Consider the following 26323-nt stretch of genomic DNA (forward strand, 5'->3'; position numbering starts at 1 on the left):
ATTCATCAACACTCATTATTGCATATAGATGTGAAAACATCCCTCCCGAAATAACTTATCCAATCGGTTACTTAAAATCCGCAGTCGCGGAAATTTCCATTATTTTCGCAGAATACTTACTAACTCATCCTTCCTATGATCAGATTTCTATCAGTGCTTTTTACCATTTTGCTTTCTTCTTCGCTGCTATGGGCCCAAACCGACACCACTCTTGCTGATACTTCACAGGCCAGCGCACAAGCCGAACTTCAAAAAGTGATCGAACGCGACAAGCAAATAAAGTATCAGACAGGCTCCCTGGACGTCAATTCCGAAGTAAAACTGACAATACCGGCAGGCTACAAATTTATGCCCAAGTCGGACGCCGAATTCGTCATATTCGACTTCTGGGGGAATCCACGGCGAGACGATATACTCGGAATGGTCGTAAAGCAGGACTATTCAATCGCGGATCCTGCCGCCTGGGCATTTATTGTCTCTTATGAAAAATCCGGATTTGTCAAGGATGAAGACGCTGCCGATATCGATTACGATGAAATGATGGACGAAATGAAAGACAGTGAAGCCGCTGATAACGAGGAGCGTCAGAAACAGGGCTATGGCCCTATCCATATGATCGGCTGGGCTGCTAAGCCGTACTATGATAAGGGAAATAATATTCTTCATTGGGCAAAGTCAATGGTTTTTGGAGACGCTATCGACACGACACTCAACTACGACGTACGCATCCTCGGCCGCCGGGGCATTCTGAGTCTCAATGCGGTAGGCACGATCGGTCAAATTTCGGATATCAAGCAACACATTCCCGACATCATCCATATCGCCAAGTTTAAAGAAGGAAGCCGTTATATCGATTTTGATCCTGATGTAGACGAGGTCGCCGCTTACACGATCGGTGGCCTGGTTGCAGGCAAGTTGCTGGCAAAAGCAGGCATACTCGCCCTCCTTCTCAAAAATATCAAACTGGTAATATTAGGAATCGGCGTATTCTTCGGAGCGATCCGCAAAAGAGTAGCAGGCCTGTTCGGCAAAAAAGAACCGCAGCAGCCCCAACCTGAAATAGCCGAATCAAACGAATCCGACACCGAACCTACGTCAGAAAGTTGATCACATTAGGAATAATCGCATTGACCGTCGGACTCTCCCTGTTTTGTTTTTCCAATAGGGAGGGTTTCGACCGGCTCACACTGGTACCCTACCAAATGCAGCAGGACAAGTCGCAACTGTACAGGCTCGTCAGTCACGCCTTCATACACGCCGACGCCGGTCACCTTCTTTTTAATATGCTCACGCTGTTTTTCTTCGGCAGGGAAGTTGAGAGGGGCATTCTTTCTCCCGCCGAATTTGTGATGTTCTACATCATGGCGATCCTCTTCTCGTCGCTTCCGTCGTATCAGAAGAACAAAGCTAATCCGCAGTATGCCGCGGTGGGTGCAAGTGGCGCTGTGTCGGCGATCATGTTCGTCATGGTACTGTTTCAACCGTGGTCGGTGATTTACCTGAAATTCATCATACCCATTTACTTTATCCTTTTCGCTTTCGGCTACCTCGGTTATTCCTATTATCAAAGTAAAAAGGGTGACAGCAATATTGGCCACGATGCGCATTTGTATGGTGCTCTTTTCGGGCTGGCGTACATGTTTGTAGTCCATCCCGGAAGCCTTCGGACATTCCTGAACAGGATTGTAGAAGCTCCTTTCTTAGATTGAGCTGATTCAAACTTTTTTCCCAGTTTCCATTTTTCTTAACCTAGGTTAATGTTTCCGCTTTCCCGCTGGTCTAGTTTTGTCGTATCAAATCAATCGCAACAAGACAAAACGTAGCAAGTACTCAATCTCAAAAACCTTTAAGATCATGGAAACTCTGAATATCATCGACCCAGTCAACGACCCTGCTATTTTTGAAGATGTAAAAACCTTCCTTAATGCCCTGAACTCGGGAGGCGGCACTCCATTGGAACAACTCTCCCCCGCAGATGCGCGTAATGTGCTCGTAGGTGCGCAAAATTCCGTGGAAGTGGATTTGTCCGGTATCGAAACCAGCGAGAAAACCATTACACAAGACGGCCTTACCGTTAAACTCGACATTGTAAAACCTGCCGGCACCACCGAAAAACTGCCGGTTTTCATTTTCATCCATGGCGGCGGATGGGTATTGGGTGATTTTCCTACCCACAAACGCATTGTCCGCGACCTGGTAGTGTATTCCGGTGCTGCGGCCGTATTTGTGAACTATACCCCGTCACCCGAAGCACAATATCCGGTAGCGATCAATGAAATATACGCGGCAACCAAATGGGTGGCCGAACATGGCGACGAAATCAACGTGGATGGCAGCAGGCTGGTAGTGGCCGGTAACAGCGTAGGCGGCGATATGGCGGCCGTTACTGCCTTGAAAGCCAAAGACAACAACGGCCCCGAAATCAAATTGCAGGTACTGCTCTGGCCGGTAACCGACGCGAACTTCGAAACTGTTTCCTACAACCAGTTTGCCGAAGGCCGCTTCCTGACCAAAAACATGATGAAATGGTTCTGGGATAACTACACCACCAACCCCGAAGAAAGAAAACACCGCTACGCTTCCCCATTGCAAGCTACGGCCGAACAGTTGCAAGGCCTGCCCCCTGCCCTGGTGCAAACCGCTGAAAACGACGTTCTCCGTGACGAAGGCGAGGCATATGCCCGCAAACTGGAAGCTGCCGGCGTTAAAACCACATTGGCAAGATACCAGGGTCTGATCCACGACTATGGCTTGCTCAACCCACTGGCCAATGTCCCAGCCGTACAAGGTGCGCTCCTTCAAGCAGGTGCCGCGATCCGCGAGGCTTTGAAATAATTTCAGCACATACTGCTACACAGAAACGGGTTATACGAGAGTGTAACCCGTTTTTTACATCTCTTACTTTCTAGCAGCCAGACTATCAATTAATTATAAATATTTTATAAAAAATAAGAGAATAACATGAAATATATCGATCATTTTGTGTGTCTAGATTTTGAGTAAGCGGTTAAATTGCCGCACCTAAATCCTTACAGTGATTCTATGACGCAAAAACAAATCGGGGCGATTGCCGTGTTTTCAGGTTATCTGCTCCTGGCCATTACAGTGTACCGATGGCAATTATTCACACACTTCGTTTCGACCATCCTGCTATTCAAAGCATTGGTTCCCATTGCATTTGTACTCCTCTGCTGGTCCGTTACCCGCCTGCTGAAAATGCCTTTCTGGACGGCGCTGCTGATCCTCGTGCTTGCGGAAACGGCTTCCTGGTTTTACATCCGGCACACGATCGAAGTCAATCAGAAAACCGACCGGCATGAAGTGGGTGTACTTGAAAAGTGGATCAATTACCGTGATGTGATCCAATTCAACCGGCATTTCGCCAGCTATTCGCCCGACCTCGGCTATGTGTTACGCCCCAACAGCGAAGGCGTGCATTCCAGCCTGGAATATAGCAATACATTCAAAATCAACAGTTTTGGCGTACGCGATGACGAAAGCTCTCTCGATAAACCCGAACTGGTTTTTCTGGGCGATTCATTTACCATGGGATGGGGCGTGGACGAAAACCAGACCTACGCCGACCTGACTGGCCGGAAGCTGGGCGTTAAAACCCTGAATGCCGGGATTTCGTCTTACGGCACATACCGCGAAATGCTGCTTTTCTCCAAAATCAAGCGGGATTCCGTCAGGCTGGTCGTGCTGCAATACTGTGATAACGACCTCGAAGAAAACGAAGCCCGCAATGAACCGCGCAACGAGCCGCAACAGCTGACGCCGCGGTCGTTTGCCAACACCGCGACTTTCAACCGCATCAACGAAACTTACTACCCGATGCGCTACACCTACTTTTTCGTCCGCGAAAAGGACTTGCTCAAACGCATTTGGACCAGCCCCGTGGAAGTCAGCCGGGAAATCGGCGGCGCATTGTCGTCCTGGGTGAAAGGCACGCAACTCGACGTCGTGACGCCGCCGGACATTAAAACGCCCGCGGAAGCGAAGTACCAGGCAACATATTTCTTCAAGTCCCTGGCCAAGATCCGGAAGTTTTACAAAGGCAATATCGTGGTGATGCACCTCGACGGCCGCTATACGCGCCCCGAAATGATCCGCGCATTTGAGGCGGAAGCGCAGCAAAACGGCGATCAGCATTTGTTTTTCCTGCACACCGACGAATTCCTCACAGCTCGGGATTATTATCCGGTCGACGGACACATCAAGGCATCCGGGCATGCGAAAATTTCGGACGCGTTGGTCAAAATGATTGGTGAAAAAGGCTTGCTCACGCGCTGATACGCTGCACCCGCTCTCCGAAAATGCCGATGATTTCCTTTGTTTTACGACGGCTTACCACCGCTTCGTTACCACAGCGCATTTTAAGGGCCCGACCGTCTTCTGCGCAGCTAATCACGTAGTCGGCGTTCACGAGAAACGACTTGTGTACGCGGATGAAGTTATTATCGAGCTTGCGGGCCAGCCATTTCAGTGTTTTGCAGATCAGGTATCTCCTGCCCGCACAGGTATATACGTAGGTGTAGTTACCATCGCCTTCGAGGAAGGTGATGTTTTCGGCACCGATGGTAATGGTCCTGCCCATAAAATGGACTGATATGTTGGCAGGCTGTTTGGCGCTCTCCTGGCCAACGGGCGGATTAAAGGAAGCAAAAGTGTTCATACTGAGGTCGGGGAAGAAATGACAGATTGCGGCAGTCTAGCGTACATTCACGTTAAAACTGCCGTCCGTCAGTGTGCGTGATAGTTTGCCCGTTGCGTCGACGGCCGTGAAGCTGAAAGTCCCCTGAACGTTCGTATCTGTCCTCTTGGTGATGGTGATCGTGCCGCTGCCGCCGTTTATCGTGGAGAAATCCTGCTTATTGAATGTCGCCATCGCAAAATTCACCTTTTCAATTGGAAATGTACCTTCCTTCACTGTCTTGGGCAACGCAATGGCCACTATATCACTCGTTTTGCTGTCGAGTCCGTAAATCGCGTAATAGAGATCGTTGGCTGGGAAGTTCGCCAACGCATAGGCGTAATCCGGGGCGTACTCCTTGCCGTCCACCTTCACTTTGAACCCCACCGTGCCAGTCGCCGGGTCAGGATTTACGTCATCGTTCTTTTTGCTGCAACCGGAAAAGATAGTGATGCTTAAAACGGATAGGATGGTAAGTAATTTGAAAGTTTTCATGGAAATGATTTAGTTAAAAAATGTATAGTAGTCGTTTGACATTTCAAAACTAATGCAGATCCAACGGCCCGTGTAATCCACTACACATCAGGCAGGTTTGGGTTTAAACCCGGCGAAACCCGAGCTAAATCCGGCACAATCCGCGGGGATCTCGCGGGAAATAGCTATGTTAGAACCATCGCTTAAAGGCCGCCGGTCATTGTATTTTCCCTATGGATCTGATTCTCTACCTGAAACAACACATCATATTGTCCCCCGAAATGGAAGCACAGGTGCAGGGAGCTTTCAGGCAGGAAGAATTACCGAAAGGCCACCCGTTGTTATCCCCGGGCAACTTTTCGCAAAAAGTGTTTTATGTCGAAAAGGGCGTTGTGCGGACCTACTATATTAAAGACGGCAAGGATATCACCCATTCATTTATGGTCGAAGGCTCTTTTTTTGTCTCCATCGAAAGTGCTTTTTTCAACAGCCCGTCGCCCTACGGTGTCGAAGTGCTGGAACAAGCCACGATCCGGACCATTCCTTATCCCGACCTCGAAAAAGTCATCGACGGCTCCCAGGCGTTGCAGAAACTGAGCCGTCTCGTGATGATCAATGCCGTGAAAACATTTTCGGATAAATTGTATTCGATCCAGTTCCAATCGGCACAGGAACGCTACAATTCGATGCTCGAAAAATTCCCCGACATTATGCTCCGGGTGCCGTTAGGGCATATTGCTTCCTATCTCGGCATTACACAGGAGACGCTGAGCCGGATCAGAGCGGGAAAAGTTTGATATTTTTTCAATATTAGGTTACTTTTTGATTTAGATCAAAAGCATTGCCATCAATCGGGGCCAATTTTGCACCAGGATATTAAACCTAACGGTCGTCCATTCTTATGAAAAGCAATCCTATCTATCTCATTCTCACGATGGCTACGCTCGCGGGCTGTAACAAACCCGCCGACCAGGCCAAATCTGTTGAAAAGCCGCTACCGGTCGTAACCAGGCAGGCGCAGAACATTTCCGCCAACAACCAGATCTCTGTCAGCGGCAACATCGAAGGCAACAAAACGGTACGCCTCGGTTTTATGGTCGGCGGAAAGATCAACTACATCGCCGCCGCCGAAGGCCAGCTGGTGAAGCAAGGTCAGCTGCTATCAAGCCTCGATCCCGGTAATTACAGCATTGCCAAGGAAATAGCCGACGTGCAAGTAGCTCAGGTACAGGACGAATACGACCGTCTGAAAGTAATGCACAACCGTCGCAGCCTCAGCGAAAGCGATTTTGCCAAAGTCGGTTTCGGCTTGCAGCAGGCACGTGCGCAGGAGAAGCTCCATGCGAAAAACCTTTCGGATACCAAGCTGTTTGCCCCTATCAGCGGCGTCATGCTGAAAAAGATGGCGGAGGTCGGTGAGATCGTCGGCGTGGGTACCCCGCTGTTCGTCGTGTCGGACATCCGCACGGTGAAAGTGAATGCGTATATTCCCGAAAGTGAATTGCACAATATCAAACTCGGCCAGGACGCGAAAGTACTTGTATCGTCGCTGAGCGAGACGTTTACAGGAAAAGTGATCGAAGTAGGTTCTGCCGCCGATGCAGCCTCCCGGGCATTTACCATTAAAATAGCCCTCCAAAATCCCAAACTGCTGATCCGTCCCGGCATGATCGCCGAAGTGACATTGGCATCCAACCAGTCCAAAAAAGCGCTGGTACTGCCTACCGAGGCCGTTCTGCGTGACCTCGACAACCAGAGCTACGTTTTCGTGGCCGATCCCGACCGCAAAATCGCGTTGAAGCGAAAAGTTAGCCTCGGGCAACTGACCGACAACCAGATCGAGATCACTTCCGGCATCACCGAAACCGACCGAGTGGTAACCGGCGGGCAGCACAAACTCACCGACGGCACCGCCATTTCCATCACCCAATAAGCTGCGTTATGAACTTTGTCAAATCATCCCTGAAATATCCGCAGGTGACGCTGTCGGTATTGCTGCTGGTGTTTGCGGTAGGCGTTTATTCGCTGCTGAACATGCCCCGGCGTGAAGACCCGAAAATCACCGTCCGGCAAGGTCTGGTCCTCGCCTATTTCCCCGGCGCCAACTCCGCGCAAGTGGAAGACCAGGTGACCAAGAAACTCGAACAATATCTTTTTCAGTTTGAAGAAATCCGCAAGGACAAAACCTATTCGACTTCCCAGGACGGCATGGTGGTTGTGAATGTGGAATTAGGTGAAAATGTAAAGAACCCGGATGTGTTCTGGAGCAAGCTGCGCCACCAGCTGCTGGTAGCCAAGCAAGTAGATTTCCCCAAAGGCGTCCGCGGCCCGATCGTGAACTCCGATTTCGGTGATACCGAAGCGCTGGTGATCGGCATCGAAAGCGACAAGGCGACCTATGCGCAGCTCAAAGAATATACCCAGAAATTGGAGGACGTTCTCCGGACCGTCAAATCAGTGTCCAAAATCAAGCGCATCGGTGAGCAGAAAGAGCAGATCACGGTCACTTCAAGCTCCGAGAAGCTTTCTCAATATAATGTCAAGCTGTCGTCCGTCGTGCAGGTCCTGCAATCGCAGAATGTGATTAGTCCGACAGGAGATATCAAAACCGCAACAAGCCAGACGCCACTGTACACGTCGGGCTATTACAATACCGAAAACGAGATCGCCAATCAGATCGTAGGCGCCTCGAAAACCGGGGAATTGATCAGGCTGGGCGACATTGCGCAGGTGAACCGTGAATATGCGGAACCGACCAGCAAAACCACCGTAAATGGCCGTAATGCGATGATGCTCGCCATCCAGATGCAGGAAGGGAACAACATCGTGAAGTTCGGGGAAGAGGTAAACGAAAAACTGGCCGAGGTAGAGAAGTTGCTTCCCGCGGACGTCACCCTGACGACGATCGTCAACCAGCCGAAGCTCGTCGATGAAAACATTACGCACTTTATCCGTGAATTTTTCCTGGCCATTTTCTCGGTAGTGATCGTCGTGATCCTCCTCCTGCCGATCCGCATTGCCGCCGTAGCCGCAATGGCCATCCCGATGACGATCGCGGTAACGTTCGCGTTGCTGAATGCATTTGGCATTGAGCTGCACCAGGTGTCGCTCGCCGCATTGATCGTCGTGCTGGGTATGGTGGTCGACGACGCCATTGTGATCGCGGATAATTACGTGGAATTGCTCGACGAGGGCATCGACCGCTGGACAGCCGCCTGGCGCAGCGCCACCGACCTGGTCATCCCGGTCCTTGCCGCTACGGTAACCATTATCGCCTCGTTCATGCCGATGGTTATCCTGACTGGCTCCGTAGGCGAATTCATCCACGCGTTGCCCGTGACGGTCGCTATTGCATTGGCAGCGTCGTTCATCGTGGCGATGATCCTGACGCCGCTACTCTGCTATACCTTCATCAAAAAAGGCCTCCACGACCACAGCGCGGAGGAAGCCGATAAAAAGAAACGCATTACCTTGCTCGACCGCATGCAGAACGGCTACAATGCCGCCCTCGAATGGTGCGTGAGGCATTCAGGACTGACGATTGGCGTCAGTTTGCTCACCGTAGTGCTGTCGCTTTTTGTATACCAGGGCATTAAGCAAAAGTTCTTCCCGGCGGCCGAACGGAACCAGTTTGTGATCGAACTGTGGATGCCGACCGGCACCAAGCTTGACCAAACCGGCCAGGCTATCCTGAAAGCGGAGAAACTCGTGAAAGGCGACCCGCGTGTAACCTCCTACGCGACGTTCACCGGAACAAGCGCACCGAGATTTTACTATAACTTCTCGCCCGAAGTGCCTGTCACCAACTATGCACAAATCCTGATCAATACCACCGACGAGAAAACAGCCGAGGCATTCGCGCACGAACTTGAAGGTAAGGTGGCCGCATTGATCCCCGAAGGTTCGCCGCAGGTAAAACTGATGCAGCAGGGCTCGCCTTATAAATCACCGGTGGAAGTACGCATTGTGGGCGACGACGTTGCCCGCCTCAAAGCAATCGGTTTGCAGGTGCAGGAAATTCTCAAAAGTGCGAAAGGCAGCGCGATGGTCCGCCCTGATTTCCGCGAGGATTATTACGGCATCAGCATTCAGCTCAAAGACGAGGCAAACAAGCTCGGCTTTACTACGGGCAGCATTTCACAAATGGTGTATACCGGTTTCAACGGCGCCCCCATTTCGACGATGTATGAAGGCAACAACCCGCTCGACATTGTTTTCCGCCTCGACGAGCGTAACCGCCAGTCGTCCGATAACCTGGAAAATATCTACCTGGCCTCGCCGGTAACCGATGCCAACGTGCCCTTGCGCCAGATCGCCGACCTGAAACCGCAATGGCAAACCGGCAAGATCATGCACCGAAACGGCGTACGGACGCTCACCATCCTGAGTGAAACCGAAGACGACGTCCTTCCTGCCGAGTTGGTCAAGGAAGTGAAGGGCAAAATCGCCGACATTCCTTTACCCGCAGGATACCGGATCGAATACGGCGGCGAGCAGTTCAACAAAAACGAGACGTTCAGTCAGATGATGGTCGTGCTAGCGATCAGCCTCGTACTGATTTTCTTCATCCTGCTGTTTCAGTTCCGCAGCCTCAAAGAAGCCGCACTCGTGATGCTCACGATTCCGCTCAGCCTGTTTGGCGCATTGGTGGGTCTCTATATCACGCATAACAACTTCGGTTTCACTGCATTTGTGGGCCTGATCAGCCTCTCGGGGATCGTCGTACGGAATGCGATCATCCTGGTCGATCATACCAACGAGCTGCTGGGCCACGGCATGGACATCCGCACGGCCGCCATCGAGTCCGGTAAGCGTCGTTTGCGCCCGATATTCCTAACAGCGATGGCCGCGGCGATCGGCGTGCTGCCGATGATCCTGTCGGGTTCGCCGATGTGGAGCCCGCTCGCGAGCGTAATCGCCGTCGGGGTGATCTGGTCGATGGTGATGGCGCTGCTCACGGTGCCCGTGCTGTACATCGCGATGATCAAACCGCATGATAAAAAAGACCTGATGGTAACACCTGTTGCTGAACACCATGAAAACTAAGCTGATATTCCCGATACTCACACTCTGCGCGGCTGCCCTTGCTCCCGCGTATGCCCAGCAGGCGCAACCGCTTACGCTCGAACAGGCCGTGGAAATGGCGTTGCAGAACAACCATCTGCTGAATGTGCGCAAGTTGCAGGTAGCCGAAAAGGAAGCTAAAGTAGCCGAAGACGCGATCAAGCGATACCCGGTCGCGTCGGTGAGCTCGTCTTACCAGTACAATGCCAATCTTGGCCAGCTGGTGATCGAGCAGGGCTCATTCGGCGCGCTGCCCCTCGGCGGAACGAGCATTGCATTGCCCAATGAGGAAAAGACTTTTCCTTTGGGTAAACACCACAATTTCAATGCAGGTGTAACACTTTACCAGCCGATTACCCAGCTTGGGAAGATCAAGACCGGCATCGAAGTGGCTAAAACGGATGTCGAGCTGGCGCGCCACGAGCAATCCAGGGCATCGTTACAAATCAGGCAGGCGATCGAGAAAGTGTATTATGGTTTGCTGATCACCCAAAAGCAGCAGGACGAGGCGAATGCGAAAATCAAGCTGGCGCAAATGCGACTGTATGATGTGGAAAGTGCATTGCTTTCAGGTAAAACCATCGACGTAAACAAAGCCGGCCTGCAAGCGAATATTGCCGACGAAGAGCAAAATCTCCTGAAACTCCGCATTCAAACCGAAGACTACACCGCCGATTTGAAACAACTAACCGGCATCGACGCGGATAGTATCACGCTCGCGCCGGTCGCCGGCATCGCCATTCCTCCCGCTGCTGCCGCAGCTACGGCTGTCGGCTCACTGGATAGCTATTTGACGAACGCGGCCACGACCAACTACGATATCAAAATCGCGAGTCTGACGGAAATCAAAACGCAGAAGGCCATTCGCGCGGCTGAGCAAAGCAACCGGCCCGACATCGGCCTGGTAGCGGGTTATTCCTACCAGACCGGTAACCTGCTTTTCCCGAACAACAATCCGTTTGTCGGCGCGCAACTTAAATGGAATATCCAGGACCTGGTATCCAACAAGCAGGTTATCCGCCAACGGCATTTCCTGAGCCAGCAGGCACGCGAAAACCTGATTAATACCCAAAATCAGGTCAAAAATGATGTTTCGAAAACCCACCGCAAGCTCACGCAAGCGACCGCGCTGATCGCCGTCGCCGAGAAAGCGGTCAAATACCGCGCGGAAGAGCTCAAAGTGCAATCCGACAAGCAGGCGTCCGGCCTGAACCTGGAAGCGGACATCCTCAACACGCGTTCGCTGCTGGCCAAAGCCGAAGCCGATTTGCTCGCGGCGCAGCTGAACTACCGGTTGGCCTATTCGGATTTGCAGCGGCTGGCGGGGGAGTGATAAAAAATTAACAAATAATTCACGATGACCCCGTACAGGATAGCAGTACAGTAGTTAAATTGTAACCGATACAAAACTTATGCTTATCTGCTATCCATGAAAAAATCATTTATAATCCTGCTCTCGCTCCTGACATTCCTTGGCTGCCGCGATGATAACGACGCGCCGGCACCGGAGACCATGCTCAAACACCCCGACTGGTACGTATTAAGGTCGCCGGATAACCGTGATATCAAGGCGGTACACGGTAACATCGACGATACGCTCACCATTACAACCGGCTTCGAAGTGTTTGTAACAACCGATAAGGGCAAAAGCTGGACAAAGGGCAACTACAATGCCCGCGTAGGCCTGTTTGCCTTTATGGAAAAGCAGGATACACTCTATGTGATGGAAACCCAGAGAACCGGCGCCAGCGTGTTCGACAATAAATTCGGCATGCTACCCACCTGGTTCAGTACGGATCGCGGGCTGCGTTGGGAGCGGTCTACGGCGCGTTGGGATATGGAAGATTTTAAGGTACCTATCAATTATGCTTACTCCGGCAACGGCATCCGGTTTGAAATCGACCTGATTCAGACCGAGGAGGGCTATCTTCACACCATCGGCATTAAATCTGAAAGTGGACGAAAAATCGAACTTCCCGCCCGGCATCAGTTAGTGAGCGTATATTTTGATGAAAAATCGCGGCTCTACGTGACCGGCTCCGCACCACTGTGCGGGAAGGGAAATACCTTCGAATTTTGCGACCAGGTCAATCGGAGCGGCACGGTTTATGTTTCGAAAAGACCAGTTCTGTTCTGATAAAATCTAATACTATTCCCAAAAAAGGGCCATCACGTGTGCGTGATGGCCCTTTTACCTTTCAATGCGAATACACTTTTACTCGATCTTCGTCAGCGGCGGGACATTCCGGCTCGCACCATCATACCCGACATTCTGGTTGATTACACCCTTGGTATTAGCTGTAATCACCAGCGAAGGGATCGGCCAAAGCGCGTGAAATGGCGCCATATTCGCGGTGTTGCCCAGCAGTTGTATTTTCTTCTCGTAGGTATTGTTATACCGCATTACCCGGTCGAAATAGTAATTCTTTTCGCTAAAATTGGTCAGGCTGTACCCGTTCAGGCCGGCTTTGGCCATGATATACGAAATCCTGACCAGTTCCGAATGCCGCGGCTCTTCGGCAAACAGCTCGCGCGCACGCTCATGCAGGATAAAGTCGATCGACACCTCGCCTGCCGCAATGGGCAATGCATTTGCGCGCTCGCGGACTTTATTAATATCAGCCGCCGCCAATGCTGGCTGATTCTTCCAGAAATAGGCCTCGGCGCGGAGCAGATAGGTTTCGGCCAGGCGGAAAATATACCAGTCGCCATTACCGCCCATGGGTGTCGCTTTCGGGTCGTCCTGCGGATTGTACATAATGTAATGCGGCATCGCGTATACGTGCTTGAACGTATCCACCTGCGCGGCGAGAAATTTAGTATTAACCGGCTTTCCAAAATCGACGGATGCAGGGTTGTTGTATTTCAATTCATGAATATCCACCCAATTGATATCGGCACGCCGTAAATCGGGCGTATTGCGCCACGTGCTGCCTTTATATGCCCAGATATCATACTGATAGTAGCCCGTTAACCGGATGTTGGCATTACCCCTGCCCAGCGAATCGTACATAGGACCGCTGGCAACCATGCCCGGCTTGCCCTGGCTGTCGAGCACCTGCGGCTGGAACCACTGGCAATTGTAAAGCCGCATCGTATACAACCCTACGGAGCGCGCGGCCGGCGGCGCCTCGTAACGGTCGATAGACGCCAGGATCGTCTCCGTATTTTGAGCAATGCTGAAATTCTTGGCCCGGTGCAAGTCCCAGATCAGGTTACGATAACCTTTCGTCGCATCGATCCCGAAACGTTGGGTCATCAGGGCATACGGACCGTTAATTACCTTGTTGGCAGCCTCAATGGCCTTGTCGTATTCCAGATTGGCGAGGTAGATCTTGGTCAGTAAATGATTCGCCGCGCCTTTGGTAATCACACCCGGTTTTGCAGTGACCGGTAGCCATTCGGCGGCGAATTCAACGTCTGTTTTGATCTTTTCCAGGATTGTCCAGCGGCTGTGGGTTTTAAAATCGAGCTTGGCTTCCTGTATTTCACCGCTCAGAAACGGCACATCGCCATAGGAATTTACCAGGCGGTAATACCAGTAAGCCCTATGCCAGAGCGCCTCCCCGAGGATAGCATTCCGCTCCTGATCCGAGGGCCACTTGATATCGTCAATCCTGCTGATGAGCACATTACAGTTTTTTATGGAAGCATAAATAACCGTAAACATCGTCAGGAAGCGGTAGTACTGGTCGGTATTCGGTGTCAGGTTGTAAAAATCAAGCTGCGACCAGGGCGAGGCCAGGTCGGAGGCTGCAAATTCCATCGTCAGGTTGGGCATCGTGCCGGTACTTTCGTTTTTCAGGTCCTTGCGCATGGTAATGAGCAACGCCTCCATCCCGGCCTTGTCCACGAATACATTCTCCGGACTGAAAAACGACAGCGGTTCCGGTTTCAGCCAGTCCTTGTCGCAGGCCGACTGGCTTAGCAGCAAAACAAATAATATGAGGTATCGAAAGATTTTCATAATGCTCAGGTTAGTAGCCGTTTACAATGAGAGATTAAGCCCGACGGTGAAATTTTTGGGCATCGGAACGTTGGTACCGTCACTATCCCAGGCTTCGGGATCCCAACCCGGCCATTTGGTGAACGTGAGGAGGTTACGCGCGGAAGCGAAAACGCGGACGTTGTTCACTTTCAGCTTCTTGGAAAGATCGGCCGGTAACGAATAGCCCACATTCAAATCCTGCAAGCGCAGGAACGAAAGCTTTTTGTAAACCTTGATCCCACCCCCGAAAACATTGGTGTTGGTATTCAGCCTGGCATATTCGTTGGTCGGATTATCGGGCGTCCAGTACGGGAAATCGTTCGTATTCCGGCGGTCGTAGGTATCGGAACCACCTGCGCGCAGGCCCTCCGCGAAGGGTGCAATATGCCCCAGCTCGCTCCGGAGAAATATGCTGGCGGTGAAGTTTTTCCAGAATGTAAATTCATTCCGCAAGCCGATCCGGAAACGCGGCTGACGATAGCCGATAAACTGCTTGTCCAGCAACGCCTCGTACTTGCCGTTGCCATCCACATCCTCCGCTTTAAAATCACCGGGCTGCAATTTGTAAACCGCCGCGGCATCCTTTTCGGCCGTTTGCCAGATGCCCGTCACGTTATAGTTCCAAACACGGTCAATCGCCTGCCCCGGGAACCATTCGTTGGAATAATCGGGAAGCTCCCTCGTAACGGTTTTACCATCCACGGTCTCCTCTTTGTAATCACCGAACAACCGTTTGATTTTGTTCCTGTTAAAAGAAAACACCAGCCCGCTGCGCCACGAGAAATTGGCCTGCTCGGTGTTGATGGTGTTGATGGTCATTTCAAAACCCTTGTTGCCCAGGAGTCCCAGATTGGTGGTAATGTCCTTGAAACCGGTAATCTCCGGTAAAAGGCGTTTCATGAGCAGATCGGTAGTGGTCATATCGTAATACTCCATACTCAGATCGATGCGGTTTTTAAGCAAACTCAGATCCATACCGATATTGATGGACTTCGTTTTCTCCCAAACCAGGTTTGGATTCGCGAGCGAAGTGTTGTAAACGCCCACTTGCACATTCGTACCATCGTAATACATCGCCGAAAGCAGTTGCGCCAGCGCCGAATAAGCCCCTATATCCCGGTTACCGTTCACGCCCCATGACAAGCGGAGCTTCATCTGGCTCACAAAATCGATGTGGAAGAACTTCTCCTCGGAAATCTTCCAGGCCACGGCGGCAGCGGGAAAAACCGCCCTAGGTTGCTTGGTACCAAATGCCGAGAAGCCGTCCCTGCGAACCGACGCCGTGATCAGGTATTTATCAAACAATGTGTAATTGAGCCGCGCCATGGCCGCGTCGCCGGTAATCTGGGTGTCGTTCGTCTCCATGGCCGGGCTGGTGCCGTATTGCATCCCGTGGAAGCCCAGGTTCTGATTGGGCACAAAACCCTGGTTCGCCATTTTGGAATACCATCCCCGGTTACGCTCGGCGCTGTACAGCAACGTTACATCGAACTGGTGGACCCCGAACTGCTTGTTCCAATGCAGGAGGTTGTCGAGAATGTACTCGTACGTGGACGCGTCCGCCCGCGTGCTGTACCCGCCGGAGCGCGTGGAGCCGCCATCGAGGGTGTTGGACGACCAGAAATTGTAATCCTTCGAAGCCTCGTACCGCGGCTGGAAGGATATTTTGTAATCAAATCCAAAAGGCAGCTTAATCTTACCATACAGCGAGGCAAACAGCGTGTTGACCTTTTTCATCCTGTCCTGGCCATAATAATTGATCAGCGGATTGGCCACCGCGAAACTGTTCGGGTACCACATGGCATTACCGTTCTCGTCAAACATTGAACCATACGGGCTCATGATGAACATTTGCCCCAGATTAGCCGGAACGGTGCTTTCGTCGCGGTCGGCAAACTGGCTGTTTACCCCCACATTAAGCCAGTCCGTCACTTTGAAGTCCACATTGAGGCGCGAACGGATCGTCGAAAATTTGTCGCCTCTCAATATGCCTTCGTTGTTTTGATAGCCCAGTGACCAGTAGTAAGTCACATTTTGCGAACCGCCGCCGATGCTCACGTCGTAGTTCTGCCGCAATCCAGTGCGGATCACCTCTTTGTACCAATCCACCGTTTTCCCGGCCAGATAGTTTTCGGTTTCGATCGGAAAAAAGCGCAGGCGGCTGAGCCATTCCTGGGTATTGTCGGCTTGCGGGTTGTTACTCGCAGTGCGCCATTGTTCGAGCGAGACACCCGCCGGTAGCGCACCCGGATTGTCGTAATAAAAAGACGGACGGTCGGGATTGGTAGCACGCAGCAGGTCGCGGCGGAAAGTAAGATAGCCATCTTTGTCAAAAGGCTTGAAATCATGGGTCGTCTGCGCGGTACCGACGTTGGCCGATACATTGATAACCGGTTTGCCCGTAGCACCTTTTTTCGTCGTGATCAGGATTACCCCTCCTGCGGCCCGCGCACCAAAGACGGCCGCAGAGCTGGCGTCTTTGAGAATGTCCATGGTTTCAATGTCGGCCGGGTTAATGTCGGCGATGCTGCCGTTGAAGATCACGCCGTCCATCACCACCATCGGGCTCGAATTGGCTGTCAGCGACTTCGGTCCGCGAATCTGCAAAGAGCTTCCTCCCGCCGCCGAGGTAGCCTGATTGGCATTGAAACCCGCCACGGTGCCCGTCAGCATATCGGTAAGCTGCGTCATCGGTTGGTTCTTGAATGTCTTCGAATCGATGCGGATCACCGCGCCGGTGAGGTCGCTCTTCTTCATCGTGCCATAGCCGACTACCACCAGTTCATCGAGTGCGTTGGTACTTGGTTGCAGGGCAATTTCAATCACCGACTGGTTCCCGACAGCCACTTCCTTCGTCACATAACCTACATAGCTGAATGTCAGCACATCCGACGGAGCCGCTTGCACAGCGTAACGCCCCTCGGCATCGGTAGTAGTGCCCCGCTGCGTACCTTTCACCACGACGGTGACGCCGGGCAGGCCCTGTTTGTTCAAACTGTCGGTAATCACGCCGGTAACATCCCTCAGACTTTGTCCGTGGAGCCATAACGGGCTGAGGCATGCGAAAAGAACAAGAATACGGGCCCAGGGATGGGTGGGTAGTTTTACATGCATAAGATTATGGTTAGGAAATGAAAAATGAAATTCTCCGGGACGGAAAGCCAAAATCGGGACATGGTAGCCCTTCCTACGCAATGCGGCTGCGAAGTTATTTATGATGCGTTTCAGGCATCCGGCAGTATTTAATTTTGGCTTATAACAATGTTACAAGGATTTTAATAGGTATCCATGGCATTTGCCGGAAATAGTACCGATAACGTTCTCGAAAAGGGAAAATGCTGGTTATGAAGCAAGAACGCAAAGTTGGCCCAAGTGCCGCCCCGGGAGGCAACCTGTTTATAGCAATATGTTGCGACTAACGTTTCACCCCGGATGGGTGTCCTGTTTGACGACATGGGGGCATTCAGGAGGCTCCTCCGGAGCCCAATACCTCGGTTGGCAATTTATGCTACAAACAGAACGCCCCTCCGGGGCTAAGCTAGCGTTGCGCTTCGCTGTTATTCACTCGGCCGTCAACACAATGTACTTCCCGAACCCCGCCGAAGCCGTATCGCCAACGGTACCGTCCGGTTTCCGATAAATGAAATACGCTTCCATTTCCGGGTGAGTACGGAGTATTTCAAACGCCCCGTCGACGCCCGCGGCGAGCAGCGCGTTGTCGAAGCCGTCGGCGGTGATCGCTTCGGGGGCCACTACGGTTGCACTGATGATCTCGCGCTGGACGGGAAAACCGGTTTGGGGATCGATAATGTGGGAAAGCCGCTTGCCGCCCGATTCCCTGTACTTGCGGTAGCTACCCGAAGTGGTAACCGCGCCATTACCGATGCTGATCACCTCGCGAATGGCCGGTGCGTCGAAAGCATGGGCCGAGGGCGTTTCAATACCAATCTTCATCGGCTCATTCCCAGGCTGTTTGCGGCCTTTGGTGCGGATCTCCCCTCCCACTTCCACCATATAATTTTCGATTCCGCGCGCTTCCAGGAACTTCGCCACCACATCCACCGAATAGCCTTGCGCAATACCGTTGACGTCTATCTGAACGCAAGGAACCGTTTTCACGAGCCTGCCGCCCGCGATCTTCAATTTATCAGATCCTACACATCGCAGTAGCAGTCGAATGGCAGCGCTGTCGGGCATCGCGTCCGCAGTTTTTACTCCAAAACCCCACGCGCGTACAAGCGGATACACGGTAATGTCGGACAAGCCTCCTGTTTCCCGGTAAATCTGCATGGATTTCTCTACGACAAATGCCAAATGCCGGTCCATTTCTATGCCTCCCTCCGATTCGTTGAACCGGCTGATCAATGAGCCTGGTTGATAGATGGAGAGCGATGCGTCGAGGCTTTTGAAAATACTGTCTATCTGTATTTGGGTTACTGATACCCCATCGGCATACCAGGTAACGGCATAGGTGGTACCCTGTGCCTGGCCGCTGATCCGGTGGACACGGGGTATCGTCGCGGGACGTAATGCACTCATTACAAAGCACACTGCTATCCCCAGCCCAACCAACTGCCGCCGCCGTTTCATCAGGCCGAATATTCAGGTTTCCAGTGTTGTACCTTCTCGGTATCGGCTGCCGCATTGCCCATATGAATCGCAATAGAGCCGTCGCGACCGGTTTCGACGTTTGAAATCGGCTCCTTCTTGTTTCTCACACATTCCGCGAAATCTTTCAGGGCAAACACGGTAGGTTCCAGTTGTTCTTCACCTGCCTTGCCGAACTTCACCTCCACACCTTTACCCTGCGTCTTAACAGCAATGGTGGCGCCGGTAACGCCATCGACCACGCCTTTCGCGTTGTTGGTGATTTCCGGATAAATGAATGCCTTGTCGCGAAGGATCTCGACCGTCGCTTTATCGCCGAGAATGCGGATGCTGTAACCATTATAGGCATTGGACAACACCGAGGTCACGCTTGCTTTCACGCCGTTGGGATAGTCGTAAACGGTTCGGATGTTGTCGTAGGTATCCCGGCCATCCTTCCAGTAGTTGATACCGCCCAGGCCGACCACCTTCACCGGGTGGCTGTCGGTCAGGTAATTGACGACGTCGATCTCATGCGCGCAAAGCTCCGAGAGCGGGCCACCGCAGTACTCGCGATACATGCGCCAGTTGATCGCGCGTTCCATTTTCGGGTCTTTCACCGGAAAGCGCCAGTTCGAATTGCGATTGTACTGGCATTCGAAATGCGTGATTTTCCCCAGCCAGTTTTCCTTCATAATCTCTTTCACCCGGTGGTAAAGACCATAATAGCGGTACTGGTACCCGATTTGAAACACAAGCCCCGAAGCTTTGACCTTTTTCACCAGATCGATCGCCTGCGGGATGTCGTAGGTCATCGATTTTTCAAGATAAATGTGCTTTCCAGCCTGCAACGCGGCCACGGCCATCGGGTAATGCAGGTAAAGCGGCGTAGCAATCACGACGGCATCGATGGAATTGTCATCGAGCAGCTTTCGGTAATCGGTATAGCCTTTGGCATTGCCGGCGGCGAGGCTCAGGCCCTTTTGCAGGTTTTCGGGGATGATATCGCAGCAGGCAACCAACGCATAATCGGGCATTTCGCGGATGAGCGTCGCCAGGCCGGAGCCTCTCGAACCGGTGCCGATAATACCAAGGCGGATCTTGTCGGCCGGCTTCACCGCTTTTCCGAATACCGGCGAAAACGCAGCAGAAAGCCCAGCTCCGGCCATCGCGGCCAGACCGGTTGCAATGAAATCTCTTCTTGTGGGTGATGGGGTCATGGGGTAGGATGGTCAGGTGTTGTCAGGTATAGTCAGGTATAGTCAGGCGTTGTCAGGAATAGTCAGTATGGTCTATGGTCGGCGGTCAAGAAAACATAAAAAACATTTACGGGCACGTGCCCGTAAATGTAAGTATTTTTTAATCAGATCGAAACGAAAGCGGTTCAGAAAAAAATCGGGGCATAAAAAAGTCCCGGTAGTGTGGTTACCGGGACTTGACCTGTGAGCGGTTCAGGGTCGCACGAAACGAAGCCCTGCCGATATCCCCACGCGGTACGGCTGATAGTAGAACGGGTTTTCGGTACCTTTGACCTTCACCGGACTAAACTCGGCGAATGGTCCAATGCTGAACGCTGTATGGCGGCTTACGGCAAATTGTTTTCCCAAGCCGAGGCTAATCCACCCGAGGCTTTGGCTACTCTTTAAATCATGTGAATACTCCGCTCCGAAAGCGGCATAAAACCGGCTGACCGGCGAATGCCCCCAACGCAGCTGCCTGGAAACGCCGATACCCAGCATCGAAAATTTCCGGTTCTCCTCTACCCTGTCGCCCTGGCGCACGGTTTCGTATTGTCCTTTATCGTCGGGTTTGACGAGGTAGCTATTATTAGCGATTTCATAGGAATACGTTTGCCGGAAGCTACTGAAATGGAGCTGCAACTGAATGCCGTTCCGCTCTACACCACCGCTCACCTTATAGCCCATCGACCGGGCCGTAAACAATGTCGGGAAGCTGAAATTCTGAAAATCCTGTGCCGCCGACGATGGCACTGTCAATATCTGGTACGAATGCAATGCCGCCGCATTGAAGAGCCATGCAATCCGCGCCGGATTGGTGACGATCACCTTCGCGGGCTTGTACGCCGGCGCGACCACCCCACGCAAATGCAACGGAATCGATACTTCTTTCAAAGACATCGACGCCAGTTCTTCCAACGGCATGGCCGTCATGGCCGAATCCACGAGGCCCGGCTCTTCCTCCACCAATGTAGCATCTATACGGTCGGCAACGGGGCCGAAATCCGGTGCTGTCTCCGTAGCATGGTTGGCTTTCACCGGCGGCAATCCTTCATACCGGCTTACAGTGGCGCCCGGGGCGTTGCCTGCCTGCCCGCGATGCACTTTCGCTTCCGGTTGGCCTCCCAGGTCTTTCACAAAAACACTTTTAACCCGTTTTTCCGGTCTCGAAACAGGGATTTTCCAGATCGTTTTGCGTGAAAGCGATTGGGCCGAAAGCGCTTTCGAAGCGCTAACCGCCTCTTCCATGGGTTTTGCGTGGCCAGCTACCGCTGGTGCTGCCTCGTCAGCAGCATGTGCAACCGGTTTTTCCGAAACTACGAACGAAGCTTTGCCGTCGCCCACGAAGCGGCTGAGCAGGATCCCGGAAACGAAAAGCAGCATCAGCGCGCCGGTAAACCACCAGTATCTTCCCGTACGCGCGGGCTTCACACGTGCACGTATGCGTTCGAGCGCGTTGGCGTTGGGTTGTTCCTCATAGTCATCAAACTTGCGTTTGAGGACGTCGCGCAACGCTTCGTTCAATTTGTCCTCAGAAGTTTTCATGATGTACTATTCCTTTTAGTTCCAATTTTTTCATTAGCAGGTTACGTCCTCTCATGAACTGCGACCGGGCCGTTGCATCCGACATGGACAACATTTCACCAATTTCGGTGTGTGTATAGCCGTCGATCAGATGCAGGTTGATTACCGTTCTGTATTTATCGGGCAACTCGTTGATCAGGTCTACCAGATCGCGGACGTTCATCTGATCGATCATGCGCACGTAATCGTCCGATTCCACCTGCCACTCCACGCCATCGAGCGAGCTTTGCAGCTCCTGCTGCCGGGTGGTGCGGTTATAATAGTTGATGGCCGTCCGGATCACCGTCACTTTCACCCAGCCGTCCACGGCCTCGGGTTCCTTCAAATCTTTGATATTGTTAAAAATCTTTACAAATGCATCCTGAAAAATATCGTCGGCCTCGGCGACAGTCCGCGCATAGCGACGGCAAATGCCGGTCATTCGGGCCTTGTATCGCTCGTAAAATACGGTCTGCGCCCTCGGGTCCTGGTTCTGGCAGGCTTTCACGAGGCTCGTTACGCTGTCGTACTTTTTAGAGAGAAAGAATTTCATCAGGGACGTTGGGTTCAGGAAAGAAAACTTAACCTGTAAGTAACTTAAACTTAATTAATTACTATTTTTTAATTTAATCTTACAGAATATTTTTTATGTAACATGCTGAAATTCTGATCAAAATAGAGCTCGCACCAGGAGACGCTGTCCACCCTCAGTACGAAGTAGTAGCTTAGTCTCCCCCTTACATTGTGGATTCTCTTTGATTCGTACTGAGAACCCGCCAATTCCGGGACACCGGCGACGTATTGTTCGATCTCAGCCGGAACGGTTTCGAGCTGCCAGCTTGAGTCCGGCGCACCCGTCTTAAAATAATCTGTCCCGCTCCATTGCAGTTTACCGTTGGCATCGAAGATCATTGAAATCCGGTCTGTTCTGTCAACGTTCTTCTGATTGGCCACCACGTAATAGCGTTTTGTCTCGTCGAGCCCTACCCAAATACTCCCGGAGACAAAGGTCATACCCGGTCTGCTCTGGATCGTATCCCTGGCGGCGGCAGGCAAATCGCCGATTTCGTAGGTAGTCACCCGATACAGGGATCGGTCGAAAGTTGCCGAACTATTGGAATTCGAGGTAAGGCCGGTCCATTCAAAGGAATAATTCTCGCCTTTATAGTTGTAAATCAGCTTATTAGATATTGTAGTGGCAAAATATGCCGTAGAATGCGCTGATAATGTGCCATCCTTGAATGCCGTTTTTGCCAAAGATTCTGCCAATGCGGAAGGAATGCCATTAGGTGATACCTTGAATGTCTCCCACATCTTTCCGTAATCCACCAGCGATGTATAGCGATCGGCATCCGATTTCAGCTTCACCTCCCAAATCTTATCTTCCAGCACAGGCTTGAAAACGAGTTCTTCGCCTTTTGGAAACTTGTCCTTCACCGTTTTCACAGTCGCCTCGGGAATCTCCGGGTACGGATCGGTCGGACGGAGATCGTTCAGGTTGTTGCAGCCTGTGATCGCGAGTACCAGGAAAATTGACAGAGCGTGGGCTTTCATAATTATAAATCACTAACAATCACTCATTTAAGGAAACATTACAAAACTGGCAAACACTTGCTGATAGGGCTCCCGATAGTATTCGTACAGCGGCTTCATCGTAATTTTGTAAGTAACCTTACCTAATTTCGGGTCGTCATCTTCAAAAATAAACCGCATGCTGGGCTTGATAGCAGCCAACGGGGCCTGTTTCTGGGACATTTTCACATTGAAACTACCCGGATCCAGATAACCCTTCTTACCCGGTACGATCATCGGGAAATACGTCGATGTCCGCATGGTTTCAATAGCCAGTGTTCCCCTTTCTTCGTCCCAGCTCATATTCATTTCGGTGGGTAAATAAATCCTGATATTCAGACTGAACGTGCGGGCAACTCCCGGTATCTCCCGATTGGGGAACTCGGTACCACTGTGAAACATGAGCTGGCCGCTGCCATTACTGATGAAAAAATTAAGGAAAGCGGCGTTTGCGAACACCCTCAACAGGGTATCCTGCTTAAAAACGTCCACCGAATCGTTGCCGTTAAACCGCCATGCATCGGTGATTCGAAACGAGCGCTTAAATAGCCAGTTCGAGACAGTGTCTTTATCGAGGCGGACAGGCTCGGGTTTGGGGTCCAGCTGTTCTTTGTCGTCTTTCGAACACCCGTATTGCCCTAATCCGGCGACCAGCAAAACTACAAATAATAACAACTTTTTCATGGCTAGCAGAAGTCAGAATGCCGGCAAATTCAGTCAGATAACCCTTTCTTGATGTTTTCCAATACCAAAGACACTCACCCGCGTTTCAAGCGTGGCGGTTGCCATCGTTTTTTTTCTGTTTCAAACAAAAAAGCATTGCAACCGGGGTCGCAATGCTTTAATCTAAGAGAGGCATTCTATTTTTCGGGGAAATAAACCCGTACCTCGGGGTGCATGGTGTAAAACCGCCATTGCTTGCCGTCGAAAACCGGGAAACCGCTGGAAGAATCGTTGCCGGCAATCGGATTTCCTTCGTATTTGCTCCAATGGACGAGGTCTTTCGAAACGGCCACATTCATCGTCCACTCGCGCCAGTCTTTGAACGCCGACGCATGGTAATAGGCATAATACAATCCTTTGTATTGAATGATCTTGTTGAATGCGACGGCAAATGCGTCGTACTTTTCAGGGCCCGCATTCAGCACCGGTTCGTCCTGTACGTTCGTCCAGGTTTTAAGGTCTTTGCTCGTGGCGAGCCACACGGCGGCGTCGTTGCGTTCATAAAAAAGGTACCATACTCCCTTTTCCTTCCAGACCGTCGGCGTACCATAAGGCCCTTTGCTGATGGGGGAACCGTTTTGGAGGCGTATGTCGATCGCCCCCTGGCCTTTCCAATGAATGCGGTCGGCGGAAATCAGCAAATGGGCGATGTCGTCTTTACTCTCGGCGAACATGTAGTAGGTGTTCCCGTCCTTTACCACGCACATATCTTCCACCCACAAAGTCGTGTGGATCGGGTTTTTCGGGTAACGGGCCCATGTCAGACCATCGTCGGAAGTCGCCAGGCCGAGGTACTTCATGTCGTTTCCGGTAGCTTTGGTGTAGCCGGTGTACCACATGTAATATTTATTGCCCTCGCGCAGAATGTACCCGCGCTCGCGGATCTTCTCGTCCCAGGTTTGCGGGTCGCCCGTCCCTTTGAAGAGCGGATTGCCGGCATACGCTTTGAACTTGATAATTTCAGCGGGGAATTCGTCGGAAATCGGCAGGCGTAACGCCATTAGCAATGACGTCCCCAGTAGCGCGGAAGAAACAAAAAGGGCGATGCGTTTCATAGGTATGGTCAGAAGTGGTCAGGTGTTGTCAAGCGTGGTCAGGTATTGTCAGCGTCGTTCGGATAGGTTCGCCGGAACGCGTTCTACGATGCGGTTAATCTTTCCCTTTTGTTTAATCAAATCAAATGCATCGTAAAGCTCCCCTGTGGCCGTATAGGTATCGAATGACAACTTACCGCCTTCTACATTCACCACATGGAACAGTTGGGTGTAAATGGCGGAGCGGTCCATCCACGCAGCACGGTCGACATTCGAATCCGTCATTTTCGGGCCGCTGACGGATACCACGTACATCGTCCCCGACTGCGCCCCTTTTTCGGCCATCGGGATATTGGCCATGCCGCGCGCATAAGTATGGTCGTGGCCTTGCAGTACGAGGTCGACTTTGTATTGGTCGAACAACGGTTTGAAAGTCTCGCGCATACGCTTGTTGTCGCGGGTGGTTTTGGGCGAAAAAATCGGGTGGTGGAATGTGACCACCGTCCATTTGTTCGGATTGTTTTTGAGTATGCCTTCCAGCCACTCCTTCTGCACCTCCGTCCATTTCTCCGAAACATCCACCTGATCCGAGTTTAATGAAATGAACCTTACCCCCTGAACATCTGCATAGTAGCAGGTCTCCTCCAAGCCTTTCGGGCCGTTTTCGGGCAATGTAAACTGCGGTCGCCAGAACACGGAAGTCGTATTGATACCTTCGGGCGTGTCGAAATGGTCGTGGTTGCCGGGCGTGGGAAATGCCGGGATCATGGAATGGATGAACCCGCCGCCCCGGAACCAGTCGCCCCATTCTACGTCTCGGTTGGCTTTGTTGATCAGGTCGCCCGCATAGATCGCCAGGCGCGCGTCGGGCGCCTTCGCATATGCCTCACGCGCCACGCGCGACCATAGCGAAGAAATATTCACCTGAACATCACCATAATAGATAAAAGACAGTTTCTGATCGCGGGTACCTGCCGTAGTGAAATGGATCCATTCACTCCATCCCTGCTCCCCGCCTACCCGGTACGCATATTTGGTACCGGGTTGCAGGTTTTCGAAAATAATGGAATGGTAATAGGCCGTGGGCGTATCCTCCCAAACGAGCTTTTGGGTATTCGCTTTGAGCTTACTGGCCTTTGACACAAACCGCGGATCCGCCTCTGCTACCGCAATTTCGGCGAAACCTTCCGACACCGCCTCGGAAGTCCGCCAGTTGACTGCCATCGACGTCGATGGATCGGCCGTCACATTGAGCACAATGCGATCGGGTGCCGTCGTCGGCGGATAGGTTTCTCCATTTTGCGCGGCCGCCGCCAGCGCCCACCAGGCCAAAGCGCCCGTTGCAACGATTTTTGAAATGCTGTTTTTTAAATACATACTAAAACCG

21 protein-coding genes are annotated in these 26323 nt (G+C 51.9%); 9 read left to right on the plus strand and 12 right to left on the minus strand.

The features are described from left to right. Nucleotides 1–135: 135 nt before the first annotated feature. The 4 genes from J7619_RS10290 (at nucleotide 136) to J7619_RS10305 (ending at nucleotide 4293) form a co-directional block, all read left to right on the plus strand. Nucleotides 136–1107, plus strand: a complete 972-nt coding sequence (locus J7619_RS10290; RefSeq protein ID WP_291197621.1) for a DUF2167 domain-containing protein — start codon at nucleotides 136–138, stop codon at nucleotides 1105–1107. Then, entirely contained in the window at nucleotides 1104–1709 is a 606-nt protein-coding gene (locus J7619_RS10295; protein WP_291197623.1) for a rhomboid family intramembrane serine protease, read from the plus strand. Before J7619_RS10290 ends, J7619_RS10295 begins: the two co-directional genes overlap by 4 nt. Nucleotides 1710–1854: 145 nt before the next feature. Then, complete coding sequence (locus J7619_RS10300) at nucleotides 1855–2835, plus strand: alpha/beta hydrolase (RefSeq protein WP_291197625.1); 981 nt, start codon at nucleotides 1855–1857, stop codon at nucleotides 2833–2835. Between the two features lie 207 nt (nucleotides 2836–3042). Beyond that, on the plus strand, nucleotides 3043–4293 hold the full coding sequence (locus J7619_RS10305) for a hypothetical protein (RefSeq protein ID WP_291197627.1): 1251 nt from the start codon (nucleotides 3043–3045) through the stop codon (nucleotides 4291–4293). Here J7619_RS10305 and J7619_RS10310 read toward each other — a convergent pair. Continuing rightward, nucleotides 4283–4675, minus strand: a complete 393-nt coding sequence (locus tag J7619_RS10310; RefSeq protein WP_291197629.1) for a LytTR family DNA-binding domain-containing protein — start codon at nucleotides 4673–4675, stop codon at nucleotides 4283–4285. The genes J7619_RS10305 and J7619_RS10310 overlap by 11 nt on opposite strands. A 36-nt stretch (nucleotides 4676–4711) precedes the next feature. Further along, nucleotides 4712–5188 (minus strand): DUF6252 family protein, encoded by a 477-nt coding sequence (locus J7619_RS10315; RefSeq protein WP_291197631.1) that lies wholly within the window; start codon nucleotides 5186–5188, stop codon nucleotides 4712–4714. Between the two features lie 212 nt (nucleotides 5189–5400). On the opposite strand from J7619_RS10315, the gene J7619_RS10320 reads away from it, so the two are divergent. The 5 genes from J7619_RS10320 (at nucleotide 5401) to J7619_RS10340 (ending at nucleotide 12368) form a co-directional block, all read left to right on the plus strand. Further along, nucleotides 5401–5964 carry a Crp/Fnr family transcriptional regulator gene (locus tag J7619_RS10320; RefSeq protein WP_291197633.1) on the plus strand — a complete coding sequence of 188 codons (564 nt, stop codon included), beginning with the start codon at nucleotides 5401–5403 and terminating at the stop codon, nucleotides 5962–5964. Between the two features lie 104 nt (nucleotides 5965–6068). Then, nucleotides 6069–7100 (plus strand): efflux RND transporter periplasmic adaptor subunit, encoded by a 1032-nt coding sequence (locus J7619_RS10325; RefSeq protein WP_291197635.1) that lies wholly within the window; start codon nucleotides 6069–6071, stop codon nucleotides 7098–7100. A gap of 8 nt (nucleotides 7101–7108) precedes the next feature. After that, nucleotides 7109–10213 (plus strand): efflux RND transporter permease subunit, encoded by a 3105-nt coding sequence (locus J7619_RS10330; protein WP_291197637.1) that lies wholly within the window; start codon nucleotides 7109–7111, stop codon nucleotides 10211–10213. Beyond that, nucleotides 10203–11564 (plus strand): TolC family protein, encoded by a 1362-nt coding sequence (locus J7619_RS10335; protein ID WP_291197639.1) that lies wholly within the window; start codon nucleotides 10203–10205, stop codon nucleotides 11562–11564. Before J7619_RS10330 ends, J7619_RS10335 begins: the two co-directional genes overlap by 11 nt. 96 nt (nucleotides 11565–11660) lie before the next feature. After that, a complete protein-coding gene (locus tag J7619_RS10340) occupies nucleotides 11661–12368 on the plus strand; it encodes a hypothetical protein (protein WP_291197641.1) in 708 nt (235 codons plus the stop codon). A 78-nt stretch (nucleotides 12369–12446) separates the two neighbouring features. Here J7619_RS10340 and J7619_RS10345 read toward each other — a convergent pair whose 3' ends face one another. The 10 genes from J7619_RS10345 to J7619_RS10390 all read right to left on the minus strand — a co-directional run bounded on the left by J7619_RS10345 (nucleotide 12447) and on the right by J7619_RS10390 (nucleotide 26313). Next, a complete protein-coding gene (locus J7619_RS10345; RefSeq protein ID WP_291197644.1) occupies nucleotides 12447–14198 on the minus strand; it encodes a RagB/SusD family nutrient uptake outer membrane protein in 1752 nt (583 codons plus the stop codon). Nucleotides 14199–14219: 21 nt separating this feature from the next. Then, a complete protein-coding gene (locus J7619_RS10350) occupies nucleotides 14220–17333 on the minus strand; it encodes a TonB-dependent receptor (RefSeq protein WP_291197646.1) in 3114 nt (1037 codons plus the stop codon). Between the two features lie 447 nt (nucleotides 17334–17780). After that, nucleotides 17781–18758, minus strand: coding sequence for an FAD:protein FMN transferase (locus J7619_RS10355; RefSeq protein ID WP_291197648.1), 978 nt, complete (start codon nucleotides 18756–18758; stop codon nucleotides 17781–17783). Between the two features lie 50 nt (nucleotides 18759–18808). Continuing rightward, complete coding sequence (locus tag J7619_RS10360) at nucleotides 18809–20026, minus strand: Gfo/Idh/MocA family protein (RefSeq protein WP_291197650.1); 1218 nt, start codon at nucleotides 20024–20026, stop codon at nucleotides 18809–18811. A 231-nt stretch (nucleotides 20027–20257) separates the two neighbouring features. Next, entirely contained in the window at nucleotides 20258–21589 is a 1332-nt protein-coding gene (locus J7619_RS10365) for a hypothetical protein (RefSeq protein WP_291197652.1), read from the minus strand. Then, nucleotides 21576–22160 carry an RNA polymerase sigma factor gene (locus tag J7619_RS10370; RefSeq protein ID WP_291197654.1) on the minus strand — a complete coding sequence of 195 codons (585 nt, stop codon included), beginning with the start codon at nucleotides 22158–22160 and terminating at the stop codon, nucleotides 21576–21578. The genes J7619_RS10365 and J7619_RS10370 overlap by 14 nt, the downstream gene beginning before the upstream one ends. A 68-nt stretch (nucleotides 22161–22228) precedes the next feature. Beyond that, nucleotides 22229–23161, minus strand: coding sequence for a hypothetical protein (locus J7619_RS10375; protein WP_291197656.1), 933 nt, complete (start codon nucleotides 23159–23161; stop codon nucleotides 22229–22231). Between the two features lie 27 nt (nucleotides 23162–23188). Further along, nucleotides 23189–23863: a hypothetical protein gene (locus J7619_RS10380; RefSeq protein ID WP_291197658.1), complete on the minus strand. Its 675-nt coding sequence runs from the start codon at nucleotides 23861–23863 to the stop codon at nucleotides 23189–23191. Nucleotides 23864–24039: 176 nt separating this feature from the next. Continuing rightward, nucleotides 24040–24957, minus strand: coding sequence for a glycosylase (locus J7619_RS10385; RefSeq protein ID WP_291197660.1), 918 nt, complete (start codon nucleotides 24955–24957; stop codon nucleotides 24040–24042). A gap of 48 nt (nucleotides 24958–25005) precedes the next feature. Further along, the gene (locus J7619_RS10390; protein WP_291197662.1) at nucleotides 25006–26313 is read right to left on the minus strand and encodes a metallophosphoesterase family protein; all 1308 of its coding nucleotides are present in this window, start codon (nucleotides 26311–26313) and stop codon (nucleotides 25006–25008) included. Between the last annotated feature and the right edge of the window lie 10 nt (nucleotides 26314–26323).

Origin of the sequence: Dyadobacter sp., assembly GCF_017744695.1 — a bacterium.
In the GTDB taxonomy this organism is placed as follows: domain Bacteria; phylum Bacteroidota; class Bacteroidia; order Cytophagales; family Spirosomataceae; genus Dyadobacter.